At 73.6% G+C, this 16,855-nt stretch carries 7 protein-coding genes; 2 read left to right on the forward strand and 5 right to left on the reverse strand.

What is annotated here, in order from left to right:
• The first annotated feature begins 332 nt into the window (after window positions 1-332).
• Both ACWCYY_RS29810 and ACWCYY_RS29815 read left to right on the forward strand, forming a co-directional pair.
• Window positions 333-1,307: a helix-turn-helix transcriptional regulator gene (locus ACWCYY_RS29810; protein WP_345288406.1), complete on the forward strand. Its 975-nt coding sequence runs from the start codon at window positions 333-335 to the stop codon at window positions 1,305-1,307.
• A gap of 104 nt (window positions 1,308-1,411) precedes the next feature.
• On the forward strand, window positions 1,412-1,717 hold the full coding sequence (locus tag ACWCYY_RS29815; RefSeq protein ID WP_449797788.1) for a GNAT family N-acetyltransferase: 306 nt from the start codon (window positions 1,412-1,414) through the stop codon (window positions 1,715-1,717).
• 54 nt (window positions 1,718-1,771) lie between these two features.
• Here the strand turns inward: ACWCYY_RS29815 and ACWCYY_RS29820 are convergent, their stop codons facing one another.
• The 5 genes from ACWCYY_RS29820 to ACWCYY_RS29840 all read right to left on the reverse strand — a co-directional run bounded on the left by ACWCYY_RS29820 (window position 1,772) and on the right by ACWCYY_RS29840 (window position 16,854).
• Window positions 1,772-3,325 (reverse strand): glycerophosphodiester phosphodiesterase family protein, encoded by a 1,554-nt coding sequence (locus ACWCYY_RS29820; protein ID WP_449797789.1) that lies wholly within the window; start codon window positions 3,323-3,325, stop codon window positions 1,772-1,774.
• 323 nt (window positions 3,326-3,648) lie between these two features.
• Window positions 3,649-4,887 (reverse strand): serine hydrolase domain-containing protein, encoded by a 1,239-nt coding sequence (locus tag ACWCYY_RS29825; RefSeq protein ID WP_345288412.1) that lies wholly within the window; start codon window positions 4,885-4,887, stop codon window positions 3,649-3,651.
• Window positions 4,888-5,051: 164 nt separating this feature from the next.
• On the reverse strand, window positions 5,052-13,694 hold the full coding sequence (locus ACWCYY_RS29830) for a toxin glutamine deamidase domain-containing protein (protein ID WP_449797790.1): 8,643 nt from the start codon (window positions 13,692-13,694) through the stop codon (window positions 5,052-5,054).
• Between the two features lie 202 nt (window positions 13,695-13,896).
• Window positions 13,897-15,525, reverse strand: a complete 1,629-nt coding sequence (locus ACWCYY_RS29835; protein ID WP_449797791.1) for a phospholipase D-like domain-containing protein — start codon at window positions 15,523-15,525, stop codon at window positions 13,897-13,899.
• Between the two features lie 132 nt (window positions 15,526-15,657).
• A complete protein-coding gene (locus ACWCYY_RS29840; RefSeq protein ID WP_449797792.1) occupies window positions 15,658-16,854 on the reverse strand; it encodes a CobW family GTP-binding protein in 1,197 nt (398 codons plus the stop codon).
• Between the last annotated feature and the right edge of the window lies 1 nt (window position 16,855).

Below are 16,855 nucleotides of genomic sequence, written 5' to 3' on the forward strand. Positions count from 1 at the left end.
CCGCTACGACAAGACCGCCACCATCTACCTTGCCGGACTCCACCTCGCCGCCATCTTCATCTGGTCAGCACGATGATCCGAAAGAAACGCCCTAGGCCCTGTCACCGCTCCAGGGCTGGCACCAAGTCTCCTGGCAACTAGGTGCAAGATCATTCGGAACCCGCCCCGCACCCACGAGGTCTGGACCACCGGGCCACCCTCACCGGTATCGCCACAACCCTCATCTGTGTACGCAAAACCACCCGGGGAGGCGGCTCCCCGGCCCCCCAAAGGCATTGCGCGGCCGCCCGCCGCGGACGGATGATGATCTTCGACATCGACAAGGGGGAACGATGCTGCAGGCACTCGGACTGAGCGCACCGACGGAGAACGTCTACCGGACCCTGCTGGCGGAACCGGACTGGGGAGTCGACCGGATCGCCGCCCACCTGAACCTGTCGGAGGCGGCGACGCGCGAAGCACTCGACGAGCTACTGGAACTGACGCTCCTTCGGCCCACGGCCGGCACCTCCACCCTGCGGGCCGTCAGCCCGGAGGTCGGGCTGACCAGGCTGCTCGCCCACAACCAGAACCAACTCCTCTTCCGCCAGCAGCAGTTGGAGAGCACCCGGACCGCCATCGCGGCCCTCTCCGCCGAGTACATCGACCGGCGACCCGACGACGAGATGGTCCTGCGCCTGGACTCCCTCGACGCCGTCCGCGACCGCCTGGAGGAGCTCGCGGCGACCGCGACGGTGGAGTGCCTGTCCCTGATGCGCGGCGGAGCCGTCGCCCCCGACTCCATCGAGGCCGGCAAGCACCCGAACCAGCTGGCGCTGGAGCGCGGAGTGGTCATCCGCAGCATCTTCCAGGACAGCTTCCGCAACGACCCCGAAACCCTGCGCTACGCACGGTGGTTGGCCGATCTGGGCGGACTGACGCGGACCGTTCCGCTGCTGCCGATCCGCCTGGTGATCGTCGACCGCAACACCGCCCTGATCCCGACCGACCCCAGCGACGGCCGCCGCGGCGCACTGGAGCTGCGCGGCGAGGCCCTCATCCAGCCCCTGTGCGCACTCTTCGACGAACTCTGGCGCAGCGGCGCCGACTTCGGCCAGCCCGCCCCCCGCGACGACCACGAGCTCACCGGCTCCGAACGCGCCCTGCTGCAACTGCTGGGCGAGGGCCACACGGACCAGTCCGCCAGCCGCAAGCTGGGCCTGTCCCTGCGGACCGTGCGCCGGATGATGCAGGACCTGATGAACCGACTGGGCGCCGAGAGCCGCTTCCAGGCCGGTGCCGCGGCCGCCCGGAAGGACTGGCTGTGACGCCGATCCGGAGGCGCGGGGTCCGCCCCGGGGCGACAAATGTTCAACCTTCAACTACAGTCTGATTCGTCAGCCCCCCGGGGCCGTCCCGAGAAGGAGTAGTCATGGAGCAGTACGTGGCCGACAACGCCGAGAAGTCGCGCTTCGAGATCCACCAGGACGGTCAGCTGGCCGGCTTCGCCGAGTACCACCGCTCGGCCGGCGAGATCGCCTTCATCCACACCGAGATCGACCCCGCCTTCGAGGGCCGCGGGCTGGCCGGACAGCTCGCCCGCCAGGCGCTGGACTCCGCACGCGAGCAGGGCCTCGCGGTGCTCCCCTACTGCCCGTTCATCCGCGGTTGGATCACCAAGCACCCCGAGTACGTCGACCTGGTGCCCGCCTCGCACCGCGCCAGGTTCGGCTTCTGACCACCCCTCGCGTCCGCCGCGGCGGACGGGCGTGACGGCGTGACGGCGTGACGGTCAGTCGATCACGGGGGCGAGCTGGAGGTAGTCGAGGTTCCAGGTCTGCGGGACGTCGGCCGGCAGGGCGATCCTGAGGACGTGGCGGCCGGCGGTCAGGCGCCGGGTGACGCCGCTGGGGCGCAGGGCCATCGCGTCGCCGGTGGTGCCGTGCACCGCCACCCGGGTGCTCTCGGGGCCGTCGTCGAAGGAGACGGTGTAGGCACCCGCCCGCGAGTTCGGGGAGGAGATCCGGGCCGCGAGCGCGTAGCTGCCGGTGGCGGGGACGTCGACCGCGTAGCGGAGCCACTCGCCGCCCCGCAGGTCGCAGACCCGGACGGCACCGTCCTCGCCGGCGAGGTCGACGCCCTCGCCGGGCCGCCGGGCCAGGCCGCCCCGGTTGGCGGGGTCCAGGTCGTGGTAGCCGGTGCCCTCGCCGGGGAGGAAGTCCTCGGCCTGCACCCGGACGCCGCCCTCGGGGAGCGGGTCGGCCGCGCCCGTGCGCAGCCAGCTCCTGAGGTGTTCCACGTCGTCGGTCTGGAGGACGCTCGCGCGGTGGTCGCGCACCAGCTTGCCCCAGCCGCGCCGGGGGTCGACCAGGGAGGCCTCGTCGGTCATCCGCGCCGCCGTCCCGGCCCACATGGCGTTGATCCAGATGCGGCTGTTCCGGGCGAGCTCGTCGAGGAAGGGCTTGCGGGCCACGGCGTCCGAGGTGCTGTTGAACTCGACCTCGTAGGCGATGGGTTGGGCGGTCCCGAACGCGGCGACGTCGGCCCGGTTGCGGTCGGTGATCTTGTGCATGTAGCCGGCCCCGGGGTGGGTGTCGAGGAAGGCCCTCACCTCGGAGACCGGGGCGTTGCTCTTGTAGAGGCCGTTGCGCACGGTGCCGGTCCGCGCCAGCACGTTCCAGATCGCCTGGCGGGACGGCCAGCCCTTGTCCAGGTTGATCAGGCCGCGGTCCCTGGCGAGGTTCATCACCTCTTCCAGGGTGGGTATTCGCTCCTCGGTCGGGGCCGCCCCGGAGCCTCCGAGGCCCTCCCGGAGGCGGAGCTTCCTGAGCTGGGCGAGCGTCAGGTCCGCCACCGCGCCCCGGCCGTCGGTGGTGCGGTCCACGGTGGTGTCGTGCATCAGCACGGGCACCTCGTCCTTGGTGAGGCGGACGTCGACCTCGGCGATGTCGGCGCCCAGGTCGAAGGCGGCCCGGATCGCGGGGAGCGAGTTCTCGGGGGCACGGCGCCACTGCCCCCGGTGGGCGGCCGTGAGGACCCTGGCGGTGGGGCCGTGGTCGAGCAGGTCGCGGTGGGCCCGGTCGGCCGCGGTGCCGGTGCCGAAGGCACCGGCGGGGTCGGGGCGCCGGTCCTTGGGCCCTGGCTGACCGACCGTCAGGGGGGAGGTCGCACGGAGGCCGCCGAAGTCCCGGTGGAGGCCCATCGACGGGGCTGCCGCGGCGAGTCCCAGGGCGAGGGTGAAGGTGAGCACCGCCCGGGCACCGCGGTGGAGGGCGAAGGACCGCACGACGGCGAGCGCGGGCACGCCCGCTCGGCCCCCGGCCGCCCGTCCACGCACCGCGCGCATTTCCCCGTCCACCCCGCCCGGACCCACCGCTCCCCTTCTGACCTGCACAGTTCCTGTCGACCGTGGGCACCTACGGCCCCGGCCCGTCGCCCCCGCCCGCGCAACACCCCGGCGCGACGACCCCCGACGGTGGCCGACCGCCCCACCGTACCCCGCCGATCACGACGGTCCGCACGGCCGTCCCGGTTCCACCGTGTCGACGGGGTGTCACACCGTCCGGCCGGCGCGGGCGGGACCGGCGGGATCCGGGTCCGCGCCGCCCTCGCCCCCGCCGCCCGACGACCGATCCGAGGACCGCCGGGCCCGCCCCTCGACGGAGGCGCCTACGGGGCGGGCGGGAGCACCGCGTTGGCGAGGCGGAGCACGTACCGCATGTCGGCGCCCCGGGGGCTGGTCGGGTTGAAGGAGTAGACCAGGCGGCGCTGCAGGTCGCGGGTGGCGAAGGCGCCGCTGGTCCAGCCAGGGCGGGAGCCCGTCTTGCCCCAGAGGGTGACGCCGTTGAGCTCGGTGCGGACCAGGCCCTTGCTCATGCAGGCGCGCAGCTGGCCGGGGAGGCACTGCGGGTTCTCCACGTTGGGCACGTCGGGGACGGTGAAGAGCAGCTCCTGCTGGGCCGGGGGCAGCAGCCGGCCCTGGAAGAGCGCGGTGAGGAAGCGGTCCAGGTCGGGGGCGCTGGAGATCAGGCCGCCCTCGGCCCAGGGCCACGGGCTCTGCTCGGTGACGTCGAACTGCCGGGTGCTGCCGTCCGCCTGGGGGACCGTCAGGTAGGCGTGGGCGGCCGGGCGGGCCAGCCGGGGGTCGTTCCGGTCGGGGACGGCCGTGTCGCGCAGGTGCAGCGGCTGGATGATCCGGTGCTTGACCTCGTGGGCGTAGGAGCGGCCGGTGACCTTCTCGATCAGCAGGCCGGCGATGAAGGTGTTGAAGCCGTTGTACTGCTGGCCGGTGCCCGGCGCGAAGACCATCCGCTGGCCGGCCAGGGAGGCGACCACCTGCTGGGGCGTCCAGCTGTCGAAGCGGTGGTCGACGAACCAGGCGGAGGTGCCGTCGCCCCAGGCGCCGCTGGTGCCGTGCGGCAGGCCCGAGGTGTGGTCGAGGAGCTGACCGACCTTCACCGGCGGGAAGTCGGCGGGCAGCAGGCCCGGCAGGTACTGCTGGACGGTGCCGTCCAGGTCCAGCCGGTGTTCGGCGGCCAGTTGGAGCACCACGGTGGCGGTGAAGACCTTGGAGATCGACCCGATCCGGAACCGGCCCTCCGGGTCCGGCGCCTCCCCCGTCGCCTTGTCGCCGATGCCGGCCGAGGTGTCGAAGGTCCCCGCGCTGCCCGCGACGTGCACCAGCACGCCGTTGATGTCGGCGTTCGGGAAGCCGGTCACCGCCTGCCGGATCGCCGCCCGGTCGAGCGGCGGCAGGGCAGCTGCCGTGGCAGTGGCCGCGTCCGCAGCCCTGGACGGGGACGGGGAGGCGGCCAGCGCCGATCCGCCCGTCCCCACGACCACGGCGGCCAGCATCGCCCCCGTGACCGCGAGGTTGGCCCAACGTCGGCTGTTCGCAACGGTGTTCACGCTTCGGTACTCCAGATTCGTCGTCACTCGCTTCGTTCGGGAACGAGTCTCGCCGAGCCGGGCCACGCTGCCATCCGGGGCCGACCCTGACCGCACCCCGGCACCCTGCCCTGACCCACCGTCAGGGTCGGGGCCAGGGCCGGTCGGGGCCAGGGCCGGTCGGGTCAGGGTGCGGTCCGCGGCCAGCCGTTGGCGGCTCCGAGGTAGAGGTCCTGGAGGGTGACGGGCCCGTCGGCGGCGATCCGGCCCATGTAGTCGGTCACCCGGCGCACCTGCTCCGGGCTCGGCGCGGTGTGCTCCCGGTTGCCGTGGAGGTCGCCGACGGTGACGGCGGCCGCCTCGAAGGAGCCGGCGAGCTCCACCAGGCGCCGCGCCGCCCGGAGTTCGGCCGCGGTGGGGGCGGGCCCGCCGCCGAGCAGGTGCACGGCATCGAGCACCTGACGGACCTCGGGGGCGTTCGGCGCGGTGCCCTCGGGCGTGCCGAGGACGTCGCCGACGAAGGCGGCGGCGCCGTCGGTGGTCCCGCCGCCGAGCGCGACCAGCCGGTGGGCGGCCCGCAGGTCGGCCGGGGTGGGTACCGAGTGGTCGCCGAACGCGGTGTGCACCAGCCGTACCGTGCCGGCGAGTTGCTCCTTCTGCTCGGGGGTGGCGGTCGCGTGGGAGAACGGCGGATCGGTCGGCGGGAGGGCCCCCACGACCTCGCGGACCAGACCGGGGTCCCCGTCGAAGCGCGGTTCGCCGGTCCGGGTGTCCGGGGTGAAGGCCAGCTGGTGGTCACCCGGCCGCTGGACCCCGGTGGTGTCGGAGAGCGGGATGTCGACGGTGAAGGGCAGGATGCCGTTCTCCTTGACCGGGTCGCGCTTGCCGTCGAAGAGGGTCACCTCCACCTGGACGGCGCCGGAGTAACGGGCCATCGGGTTGGGGTACTTGCCGTTGGAGACGATCTGACCCGAGTCACCGTGGGTGTCGCCGGCGCCCCAGATCCGCTCGGCTCCCCCGGTGACGGCCGGGCTGTGGGTGACGTCGCCGGGGATCTTGGCGCCGGCCTGGACCCGCAGGCCCGCGTTCCGCACCGACTGGTCGGTGTGGACGGTGCCGGCGGTGCTGGAGTTGGCCGGGCTCGACTCCACCTTGTCGTCGTTCGTCCGGTGCTCGAGGGAGACGATCTTCATCCCCACCTCGACGCCCTTGCCACCGCCGAGGGTGAGCCGCGAGTTGGGGAGGGTCGCCGAGACGTCACCGCCCTGGGTGGCGCTGGTGAACAGGGCCGAGAGCTGGCTGTGCGAGGTGACCGCACCGACCACGGGCTCCATGCTCTGCCAGGTCGACGCGCCGAAGTACTCCGGCCCGCGCAGCCGCACCAGGTCCTGGACGCCGCCGACGTCGCCGAGGAAGCGCAGCACGTCGCTGTCGCGCAGCCCGCCCTCCCAGATCCGCTCCGGGGGGACGCGGGCCTCGGTCGGCGCGGGCGCCTCGGTCGGCAGCACGAGCGGCGGCTTCTCGGCGCCCGGCGTGCCGGCGGGCTCGTCGACCGGCTTCTCGGCGGGCGGCACGGTCTCGCTCGTCTCGACGATGGTCTCGAAGCCGATCGTCGCGGTGCGCCGCTCGAAGGTGGAGGGACCGAGCAACGGCGTCCGGGTGATGGTGAACTGGAGCTCGGCCTCGCCCTGGTAGGCGCTGCCGGGCACCTTGGCCTTGGTGGCCGAGCCGGCCGAGGTGGCGGAGCCGTGGCTCTCGGTGTGGGTCCGGCCCCCGCCGCCGGTACCGGTCAGACCGGCCGTCACCGAGACGGGCGCCCCGGGCACCGGCACGGAGCCCGCGACCGCCAACCGGCCCTGGTGGCTCCCGCCGCGGCCCTCGGAGTCCCCGAACGAGTGCTGGACGTCCGTACCGGTGTTGAACTCGGTGGTCCCGGAGCCGCCCAGGTGGTCCATCCTGTCGCCGAGCACCGCCGTGACCCGGACGGTGGTGTTGCCGTGGTGCACGACGATCGCGTCCCCGGCGGTCATGCCCTTGAGGCGGGCCTGGAGGCGGTCCGGGGTCAGCTCCTGGTCCAGCTTGCGACGGATCCCGTCGCGGTCGCCGCCGAACGGGTCGGCCTTCACCTTGGGCTGCGGCACCAGGGTTCCACCGATCCCCGGCACCGGGTCCGGCTTCGGCCTCTTGGCCTCGACCTCGGACAGGACCGCCTGACCGAACGTCAGGCCCTCGGGCCGCCGCCTGCCGGCCGGCAGGTGGACGTCGGTGACGACAGCCGAGGAGTCCAGGCGCTTGCCGTCCACGTAGCCCTTCGGCTGCTTCGGCGCCTCGGTGTCCTTCCCGCCGTTCGCGTCCTGCCCGTCCTTCCCGTCCTTCGCGTCCTTCGCGTCCTTCGGATCGGCGTCGCGCATCGGGACCGCCACCCGGGCCGTGGTGGGGACCGGCACTCTGACCGTTCCGTCGTCGATGCCGAGCCGCTTGAACTTGACCGTCACGTCGTACTCCACGCCGACGTCGAAGAAGGCGGCGGCCTCGGTGTGCTTGGCCCGGTTGGAGGTCGAGCCGACGACCTCCACGCCGTTGGCGTACGTGCGGTCGGTCCGGTGGCCGTAGCCGCCCGTGACGTCCACGGCCGGGGTCTTCACCTTGAGCTGACCGCCGAGCTCCGTGCGGGTGCGGTGGTCCTGGACCGTGCCCTGGCCACGGGAGGTCCGGCTGCCCGACTCGAACTCGTAGCTCTTCACCTCGGAGTGGTAGGCGGACTCCCCCAGCTTGGCCGTGACGGTGACCTCGGCCTTCCAGGTGGCGCCGGAGACGGTCTCGGTGATCTTCCCGCCCCGGGTGAGCTGGGAGAGCTGTGTCTTGAGGGCGACCCGGTCGAAGGCGTCGTCGATCCGCTGCCTGACCTCCTCGGACGGCTCGCCGTACTTCTTCCCGATCGCGCCCTCCACCTCGGTCCGCACCTTGTCGGCGCCGCTCAGGGTGTGGACGACGTAGGAGGCGTTGAGCTCGTGCTGCACGGTCATCCGGCTCGGCGCGGTGTGCTCGGCCTTCGGAGGCTGGGCGTCCTTCGGCGCTTCGGCCTCGGTGTCCTTCGGAGGCTGGGCATCGGCGTCCTTCGGAGCCGCGCCACCGGGCTGGGCGACCGGCCGCTTGAAGGTGGGCGAACCGTCCTCGGCCTTCGGAGTCGGCCGCTGGTCGGTCTCCTTGACGTCCATGCTGACCTCGACGTCCAGCGCGGCCGAGGGGTCCCCGGCCAGCCCCGGTGCCTCGCCGTGCTTGCCGAAGTGCACGTCCACCGTCAGCCTGGCGCCGTAGACCACCTGCGGCGCCGCGTACTTGCCGCTGGCGTACACCCGGTCGGCGCGGCGGCCCTGGGCTCCGACCCGGTCCCGCTGCTGGCCGGCAGCGGTGCCGACCACGTCGACGGGGGGCGTGGCGTCCTTGGCGGCGTAGCCAAGGTGGCCGTTGGCCGCGGCGGTGCGCGACATCAACTGCCGGTCCACCCCGAAGGTGCCCGTCTCGTTCACCGCGTTGAGCTCGGCCTTGGCGTCGTCGCGGCGGTACGTCATCTCCTCGACCCGGGCGGTGGCCGTGACCACCAGGTCCTTCTTCCCCGGGATCTTGATCTCCAGCGGCTCGCCCCGGGTCATGCCGGTCAGCTTGGCGGCGAGGTGCGGCTGGCTGAAGCCCTGCAGCACCTGGTCCCTGACGGCGTCCCAGTCGTCGCCGAGCTCCGCCCGCCCCTTGTCGTCCACGGCCTTGCGCAGCGCGGCGGTGCTCTCCAGGTCACGGACGACGACGGTCTCGCCGAGGCCGCCGTCCTCCTTCCAGACGGAGTCCGGCGGGCTGGCGATCTCGGCGGGCAGCGGTGCGGCGGGCTTGTCCGGCGTGGTGGTGTCGGCCTCGTCCACCATGAGCTTGACGTCCGCCGAACCGGCCTGGTGCGCGTCGGGCTTGCCGTTGAACGTCATGGTGAAGTCGACGGTGCCGTCGTACCGCACGCCCTGCACCTTGGACTTGACGGTCAGTTGGGAGACCCGGTTGCTGCCGGAGATCTCGATCCGGTCCTGGCCGAGCCGCCCGGCGCCCTGACCGCCGATCAGGGCGGCGCCGGGCTTCAGACCCAGGCCCAGGCCGAACTGCCCGGCGTTGCCCCGGTTCTCGGCGGTGCTGCGGACCTGCTGGACGGTGGTGCCGATGTTGAACTCGGTGGTGGTGGGGACACCGGTCTGGCGCAGCCCGCCGAGCTTGGCACTGATCTCCACCGTTCCCAGCGGCTTGCCGTTCCTGTCGGTGAGCGTGACGGTGGTCGGCTCACCGGCCGTCATGCCCTTCAGGTCCCGCTGGAGCCGCGCGAAGTCGACCTCGGCGAGGACCTGGTCGCGCATCGCGGGCCAGTCCTTGCCGAACTCCTTCTCCCCCGCCTCCTTCACCTGGTCGAGCAGTGCCTCGACCGGGCGGCCGCCCTGCGGCCCGCCGTGCGGTGAGAGGTCCAGCACGACCTCCTGGCCGCCGATCCGGCCGCCCTGCAGGCGCTGCGGCGCCGTCCGGCGCTTGTCGTCGGGCACCGTGTCCGGGGTCTGCGGCACCGCGACGGTCACGCCGAGGTCCACAGTACTGGTGTCCTTCCCCGGCTCGGGATTGACCGGGTTGCCGTCGTGGCGCAGGCCGCCGAAGTCCAGCTCCAGCTTCATCGTGGAGTCGAACACGTCGACCGGGACGGAGGTCTTGGTCCGCGCGACCATGCCCCCCAGATCGACCGTGACCCGGCCCTGGCCCCGGTCGTGGAAGTAGCCCGCGAGCTGCGCGGGCTCCACGATGCCGGCCGTCTGGCGGGTCTGGACGCCGATGTTGAGACCCCACTGGGAGTTCCGGGTGCCGCCGAGGGAGACCGTGCGGTCGGCGCCGTTCTCGAACTCGATCTTCAGGGGCTCCTGGGGCTTGAGGGGGTCGTGGGTCTTCTGGGGGTCCGACTTGGTGACGGCGCCGCTCAGCTTCACGCCGCCGCTGAAGCCGTTGCCCTCGAAGGGGACGGTCACGGTCTCACCGCGGGAGAGCGCACCGACGATCGGGCGCAGGGTCGCCGGGCTGAAGTGGGCGTCGGCGAAGGCCCGCACCACCGCAGGATCACCGGGCACGGACTGGGTGAGGACCGCGATGACCTGGTTCCGGACGGCCTGCTCGTTCTTGCTGAGGCCGACCACGAGATCCGAACCGGCGATCGGGCGGGGAGCGGTGGGGTCCTGCTTCGGCGGGTCCTGCTCCTCGGACGGCTCGGGCCGCTCGGTCTCCTTCGGCTGCTCGGACTCCTTCGGCGGGTCCGTCGGCTTGGACTGCTCGGCCCCCTCGGACTCGGGCCCGGGCTTGAGGTCGGCCTCGGGCTTGGACTCGGGTCCGGGCTTGTCGTTCGCCTCGGGCTTGAGGTCCGCCTCGGGCTTGAGGTCCGCCTCGGGCTTCTGGGTGACCGGGTCCGGTGTGCTGGCGTCGTAGTGGTTGCCCCGGTGATACACCGTCACCGGTCGGCCGGTGCTCGGCCCGAAGACGGCCAGCGGGACGCCGTCGTGGTTGACCACCTGCATGCGCAGCCCGAGCGCGTGGGCCGCGGCGGCCGGCAGCATCTCGCCCTGCGGAGTGTCCCAGCGGTCCCTCCACTGGTCCACCGTCCCGAGCAGGCCCGCCTGTTCCTCCGCCGTCGGCGTCGGCGCGTTGTCGGTGATGTGCTCGACGACGATCTGCCGCAGGTCCGGCAGCGGGAGCTGGCCGTAGTCCTGGCGGACGTCCTCGGGGAGGTACGCGAGCAGGTCGTCCTTGGTCAGGTCGGGCCGGCTCGGCAGGTGGCCCCGGTAGTTGGAGACGACCTCGAGCGGCCAGCCCTCCGGAGGCAGCCCGCCGAAGTGTGCGCGGACCCGGGCCTGCAGCTGCTGCCCCGCCTGCTCGTGCGACAGCGTGGGCCCGCCCACCAGGTCGGGGGCGCTCACGGCGAGCGAGTACAGCAGGCAGAGGCCGTCGCCCGGCACCGTCACGCGCGGGCCGGGGGGCCGGAAGCCGGTGTCCGACGGGACGTCACCACCGCCGGGCCGCTTGCCGTCCTCGGACTTCCCGTCTCCCGGCTTGCCGCCGGAGGTGTCCGAGGCGGGACGTTCCGGGGCACGGCGTTCGGTGGCCGGGTCGTGGGCGGGGTCGGCGTGGGGCTCGGGCGTGGTGGGCACGCGGTCGGGACCGAGGGGGACGGCGAAGACGCCGTTGTCGCCGTTGTGGAGCGGCTGGTCGCTGCGGCGGCCGGTCTGCGGGTCGACGTACGTGACGGCGCCCTTGTGGTTGACGGCGGTCCAGGCGTGCGAGCGGCCGTCCGCGTCGACGGTGGTGATGGCGGCCGAGGAGCCGTGACCGGTCCGCACGAGGGTCTGCTTCAACCGGTCGAAGGCGGCGGGGCCGTCACCGAGGTCGGCGAACCGGGCGCCGAGGTTGTTCTCGATGCGGTCGCGGCCGCCCCGCTCGCCGAGGGCGGAGGGGCTGCCGTCGGTGTCGGGGGTCCGGGCGGCGGCGGGGGTCGGGGTGCCGTGGTAGGTGTCGAGGAAGGCGAGGGTGGTGTCGACGCAGTTGTTGTTGCGCCCGGGGGCGTCGGGGCCGTCGCCGTTGATGGCGGCGGTCCAGTCGCCCTTGGCGGGGTCGGGGTGCGGATCGCTCGGGTCGCGCGGCGGGAGCGCCTGGTTCAGGCGCTCGTGGTCCTTGGTCGTGGGCTCGGTCAGACCGCCCTCGCCGCCCAGCGGACGTCCGGCAGCGGCGGGCGGGCGCGGCGCCGGCGGGGCCTCGGGGGCCGGGGCGGGGGTGGCGTCCGCCGTCGGCTCGGGGCGCGGGCGCACCGAGTGGGCGGGGGTGGGCGTCGCGGCCGGGGCCGGCTCGGGCCTGGACGAGGTCGGGGTGGGCACGGCGGCGGGCGGCGCCTGGCGCGGGTCGGCGCTGCGGCGGCCACCGTTGACGGGGCCGAGGGCCACGGGGGCGCCGGGGCCAACCGGCGCCTGGACGGGGCTGTCGGCCGACCGGGCGGGCGGCACCGACGGACCGTCAGGACCGGTCGGGGCGGCGGTGTCCTGGGACGGTGCCCGCATCGCGGTCGGGCCTCCGCTCGCGAGGCGGACTCCCTCGGGGTGCGGCGCACCTGCGGTGTGGCCGGCGTTCGGCGGGCCGTCGCCCCGCGGCGGCGCGGCCGAGGACGGCGTACCGGAACTCTCGTGCGGAGAAGGGTGGTTGTCCGGTCCCGGGGTGGGCTGGTGGGACGGCGGCGCCGGACTCTCGGCGCGCGGGGACGGGGCCTCGGTGTGCGCTGTCGGACCCTCGGGACGCGGGGACGGGGCCTCGGTGTGGCCTGTCGGAGCCTCGGCGCGCGGTGTGGGGCTCTCCGCGTGCGAGGTCGGCACCGACGGGGCGGGGGTGGTGTCCGGGGCGCTGCGCGGGGCCGGCGGCTCGTACGGGGCGAGTTGGGGCGCGGCGTCCGTGCGCGGGGTGGTGGTGCTCGGGCCCTGGTAGGGGGCGGTCTCCGGGGTCGGGGCGGCCGTCTCCGGGGACGGGGTGGCGAAGGTGCGCGGAGCGTCGGGATTCCGGGGCGTCGGTGCGTGGGAGGCGCCGCCGTCCTGCGCGGGGCCCCGCGAGGTGGGCGCGTCGAAGTCGCCACCGCCACGGGTGTGGTGGCCGTCGCTGCCGATCGGGGAGAGCATCGACGGGTCGACCTCGGCATCGCCCCCGTGGGTGTCGGGCTTGCCCAGGGTGGTGGCCCCGCTCGGGCTGCCGGGGTCCGAGGACCCGGACGACGGGCCGGCGGTGCCGGTGCCGCCACTGCCGGACGAACCCCCCTCCCCCGCACCGGAGTTGCCCGGGCCGCTCACTCCGGGGCTGTCCGCACCACCACCCGTGAAGTCGGAAGCGTCGGGGATGTCGGAGGAGTTGAACTTCCCCTTCAACGCCGAGGCACCCCGCATGATGGCCGGGCTCCCCGCACCGCTCAGCGCGGACCCACCGAGCCCGGAGGGATCCACCTCGCCGGTCAGCGCGAACTGCGTGAACGCGTCCGCACCCACATCCGTGATGGCGCCCTCGACCATCTGCGCGGGCAGCGTGTCCATCCGCTTGCCGATGAGCTTGTTGCCGGCCGCGCCGAGGCCCTTGCCCAGCACACCACCGGCCGCGCCGCCGATGGCGCCACCAGCGGCGCTCATCCCGAGCTCCTTGCCGTCCAACTCCTTGCGGTTGCCCGCAGCGAGCTGGATCGACTGCGCCAACAGGTTGATGGCGACCTCCTGGAAGGCCTCCTTCAACGCCAGGATGATGATCTCCTTGGCCAGCTTCTTCAGGATCTGCTGGACCGTCAGCTTGCTCGCCGTGATCGCCGCCGGGATCGCCGCCAACGACGCACCCGCCGTCACCGGCGCGGCCGCCTCCGCCGTCGCGATCTCGTAGGCCAGGATGCCCAGTTGGGCCACGATCGAGATCTTCGCCGTCTCGGTCGAGTTGGCCATCGCCTCCAGGCTGTCCGCCATCGAGTTGCAGGCCTTCACCATGCCGGGGAAGAAACCGGGCTTCTTCCCGTCCGCCGGAAGCGTGAGCGTCTCCCACTTCTTCGACAACTCGTCCATCGCGGCGCCCTGCTGACCGTCCAGCGCACGCTTCATCGCCGAGTCGGCGGCCCGCCCACCCTCCTCCACGGCCTCGGCGGCGGACCGCCAACGCCGCGCCATGTCCCGCATCAGGTCCTCGTCGCCCTCCGGCCAACGCGAACCGGCGAGCAGCATCAGCACCCACTGCAGGGGCTCCGGGAGTTCGACAGCCATCGTGGACCCGTACCCCTAAAGACAGTTGAACGACGGAAACCGCACGCATGCGGACCGCCAATCAATCCATCCCCGGTGACGACGGAGTGCCGCCGAACGTCAACGGAAGTGACGCCCGGGTTAAGGGACTTCGAACGCGCAGGAAGAGGAGCCCTTCGGGCAGGGGAACGTGCCCCAAAGGGCAGGGCGGGCGGGAGCTCCGTCAGGCGCGGCAGGTGCCGGTGGTCCAGTCGACGGTGGCGGTGGGCTGGGAGTGGTGCCATTCGGGGGTGAGGAGGTCGCGGTCGAGTTGGGCGGCGGCGGTGCGGTCCTGGACGATGTAGCCGAAGTCCTGGAGCCAGGCGGGGTAGAGGTTCTTGGAGCCGATGTAGAAGGCCGAGTCGTCGACCGACACCAGCTTGTGGTGCAGGGCGTAGGGGCGGCCGTCGGCCCAGGTGGCGGTGGGGGCGGCGCGGAAGGTGGCGAGCTGGAGGTTGCCGCACATCGTTGCGGTGGCCTTGCCCTGATCACCCGTCAGGGCGGCCAGTCGGGCCTTGAGCACGTCGCTGATCTCGGCGAGCGACTTGATCTGGGAGTAGCCGCCGCTGCCGACGGCGCCGCGGTTGGCCGGGTCGCTGACCACGATCCGCACCTTGACGCCGGCTGCCAGCTTGGCCGCCAGCAGGTCGTAGAGGCGGGAGTCGTAGCGGGGCAGCGGCGGGCAGGAGGCGTTCATGTCCTGCTGGGAGATCTCGAGGTGCCGCTGGGCGCTGCCGACGAGGGCGCGCAGGGCGTTCTCCTCGGGGTTGACCGTCTCGTAGTCGCGGTTGGCGTTGGTGTTGTCGGAGAGGGTGAGCGGGCCGCACTTGGCGTCGGCCGCGCCGTTCACGGGCCCGGGCCGGTAGGCGGACCTGGGGTCCTTGTCCTTGATCCCGACGCCGAGGCCGCCGACGGCGATCACCGGGACGGTGCCGGTGGCGGGGGCGACCGGGTTGAGCTCGCGCTCCAGCGAGGGGCGGCAGGCGCTGCCGTCGGAGGAGGCGAACCAGGCCATGTCGAACACCCCGGTCCGGCTGCAGGTCCACTCCCACAGGGTGTCCAGGTAGCGGGCGGCGGAGGTGGCGGCGGGGCCGCTCAGCGCGAGGTCGACGTCGGTGACGGGGTGGGCGGTGTCGAGGTAGTCGTTCTTCCAGCCGTTGATGCCACCGGCGATGACGGTGCGTCCGTCGACCACCAGGAGCTTGGAGTGATTCCACGAGAACGCGGTGCGCGAGGTGGTCATCGAGGCGAGGCCGAGGCTGACCGAGGCGGCCGCGGGGCCGAGCTTGGCGATCAGCTCGTCGCGGTAGCGGGAGGGCAGGACGTTCGCGTGGTAGACCGGTGCGGCTCCGACCAGGATCCGCACGACCGGTCGGTGGCCGGCCGCGACCGAGGCCTTGAGACCGGCCACCAGGGCGTCCTGGAAGCCGCCCTCGGGGAACGGCGCGAGGGTGGAGACGTCGACGGTGCGGGTGGCGGCGGCGACGTCGGCGGTCATCTTGGCGAGCAGGGCGCGGGTTCCGACCCGGTCGGCGCAGGTGGCGTCGCCCCAGCAGCCGGGGGTCTGGAGCAGCCAGCCCGCCGGGTCCCCGGCGGTCCCGGCCAGGCTGTTGCCCTCGGTGCGCTGCCAGACGGTGCCCTCAAGCCCGGGCGACACCTCCCGCAGGACGCGCTCGACGGCGTCGAGGTGCGCGGCGCCCCCGGCCGGGCCGGAGTCGGCGTGGGCGGGCAAGGCCGGCGCGACGGCCAGCAGCACACCGGTGGCAAGGGCAGCGGCGAGGACGGTGCGCGGGACGCGACCGGAACGAGACACGTGACGATCCTTCAGAACGTGGCGGTCGGTAGGTGGTTCACCGCCTGGACGCCCTGAGATTACCGACTGGTAATGTCGCCGCGCGCCCGTCGTCCGACCCCCGCCGTTCGGAGGTGTCGCCCCCCGGGCCGCTCAGCCACCTCCCGACGGCACGGGGTCCAGCAGGTCCTCGAAGGCGTCGGGCAGGGCCCGCCAGCCGGCCTCGCCGGTGGCCAGCTCCGCGTCGGTGAGCAGGCAGGAGTCGAGCAGTCGGACGATCCCCTCGGCGTCCAACCCCTTCGCGGTGAAGCAGAGTTGCTGGACACGGTCACCGTGCAGCGGGTCCCAGTCCAGGGCGGCGGCGGCCCGGCGGGCGGGCGGGTAGAGCTCCCAGGCGGCGTCCGGCAGGGTGGTGAGCCAGGGACCACAGGCCTCCACCGTGAGGCCGGCCCCGGCGGCGTCCCAGGCGAGCATCAGCTCGGGCCGGTTGGCCAGCCAGAACCGGCCTCGGCTGCGCTGGGCGGCGGGGACGAGCTGCTCCAGGGCCTCGTGCAGCCGGGCCGGGTGGAGCGGGCGGCGGCGTTCCCAGACCACGGTCGCCACCCCGCACTCGTCCCGCTCCTGCGGGAGCAGGGCGAGCGCCGGGTTGGCCCGGTCGCGAGCGGCGGGGACGTCGAAGCCGCCGAGGGCGGACCGGATCAGCTCGCCGGTGCCGAGCCGCACCAGCCGTGCGGTGGGGCGGAGTTGGCGCAGCATCGCGAGCCCGGCCGGGTCGGCGCCGCGGGGCACCGCCAGGGTGGTGGCGTACTCGATCTGGTGGGCCAGCGCCTCGGCCCGGGTGCGGCGGTCCCGGGCCGAGGTCTGCTCGCCGTGCTCGGCCAGTTCGTCGGGGACGGAGAGTTCGCCGATCAGCCGGTCGGGGCTCAACGCCGTCACCACACCGGCGAGTTCGACCAGCTCGGCCATCCGCCGCACGCCGGTCGCGCCGCCGGTCACGCCGTCGGCCAGCACCTCGACCGCCGGGTGCGGGTCGCTGCCGCCCCAGAGTTCGACCACCGCCAGCCCGTGGCTGCCCTGCTCGGCGATCCGTGCCAGCTCGGGCAGCAGTTCCTCGCGCAGCGCGCAGCACGGGCAGTCGTTGGCGAGCGGCACCTCGGCGGTGGCGTGCCGGTGCCCGTGGGCGTCGCGCAGTTCGCGGTGGACGGTGCCGAGCGGGGCGTCGCGGAGGTCGTGGTGGAGTACCACCGCCTCGATCCCCCCGGCCGTCAACTCCTCGACGGCGCGCCGCCGTTCCTCCCGGTGCAGCCCGGCCACCACCACCACGGGCAGCCGGATCAGGTCCTCCGTCACG

Source organism: Kitasatospora sp. NPDC001664, assembly GCF_053596675.1.

What these genes read in the sequence shown, in the direction of transcription:
- ACWCYY_RS29810 (WP_345288406.1), top strand. Translation starts at nt 333, where the DNA reads ATGCTGCAGGCACTCGGACTGAGCGCACCGACGGAGAACGTCTACCGG.
- ACWCYY_RS29815 (WP_449797788.1), top strand. Translation starts at nt 1,412, where the DNA reads ATGGAGCAGTACGTGGCCGACAACGCCGAGAAGTCGCGCTTCGAGATC.
- ACWCYY_RS29820 (WP_449797789.1), bottom strand. Translation starts at nt 3,325, where the DNA reads ATGCGCGCGGTGCGTGGACGGGCGGCCGGGGGCCGAGCGGGCGTGCCC.
- ACWCYY_RS29830 (WP_449797790.1), bottom strand. Translation starts at nt 13,694, where the DNA reads ATGGCTGTCGAACTCCCGGAGCCCCTGCAGTGGGTGCTGATGCTGCTC.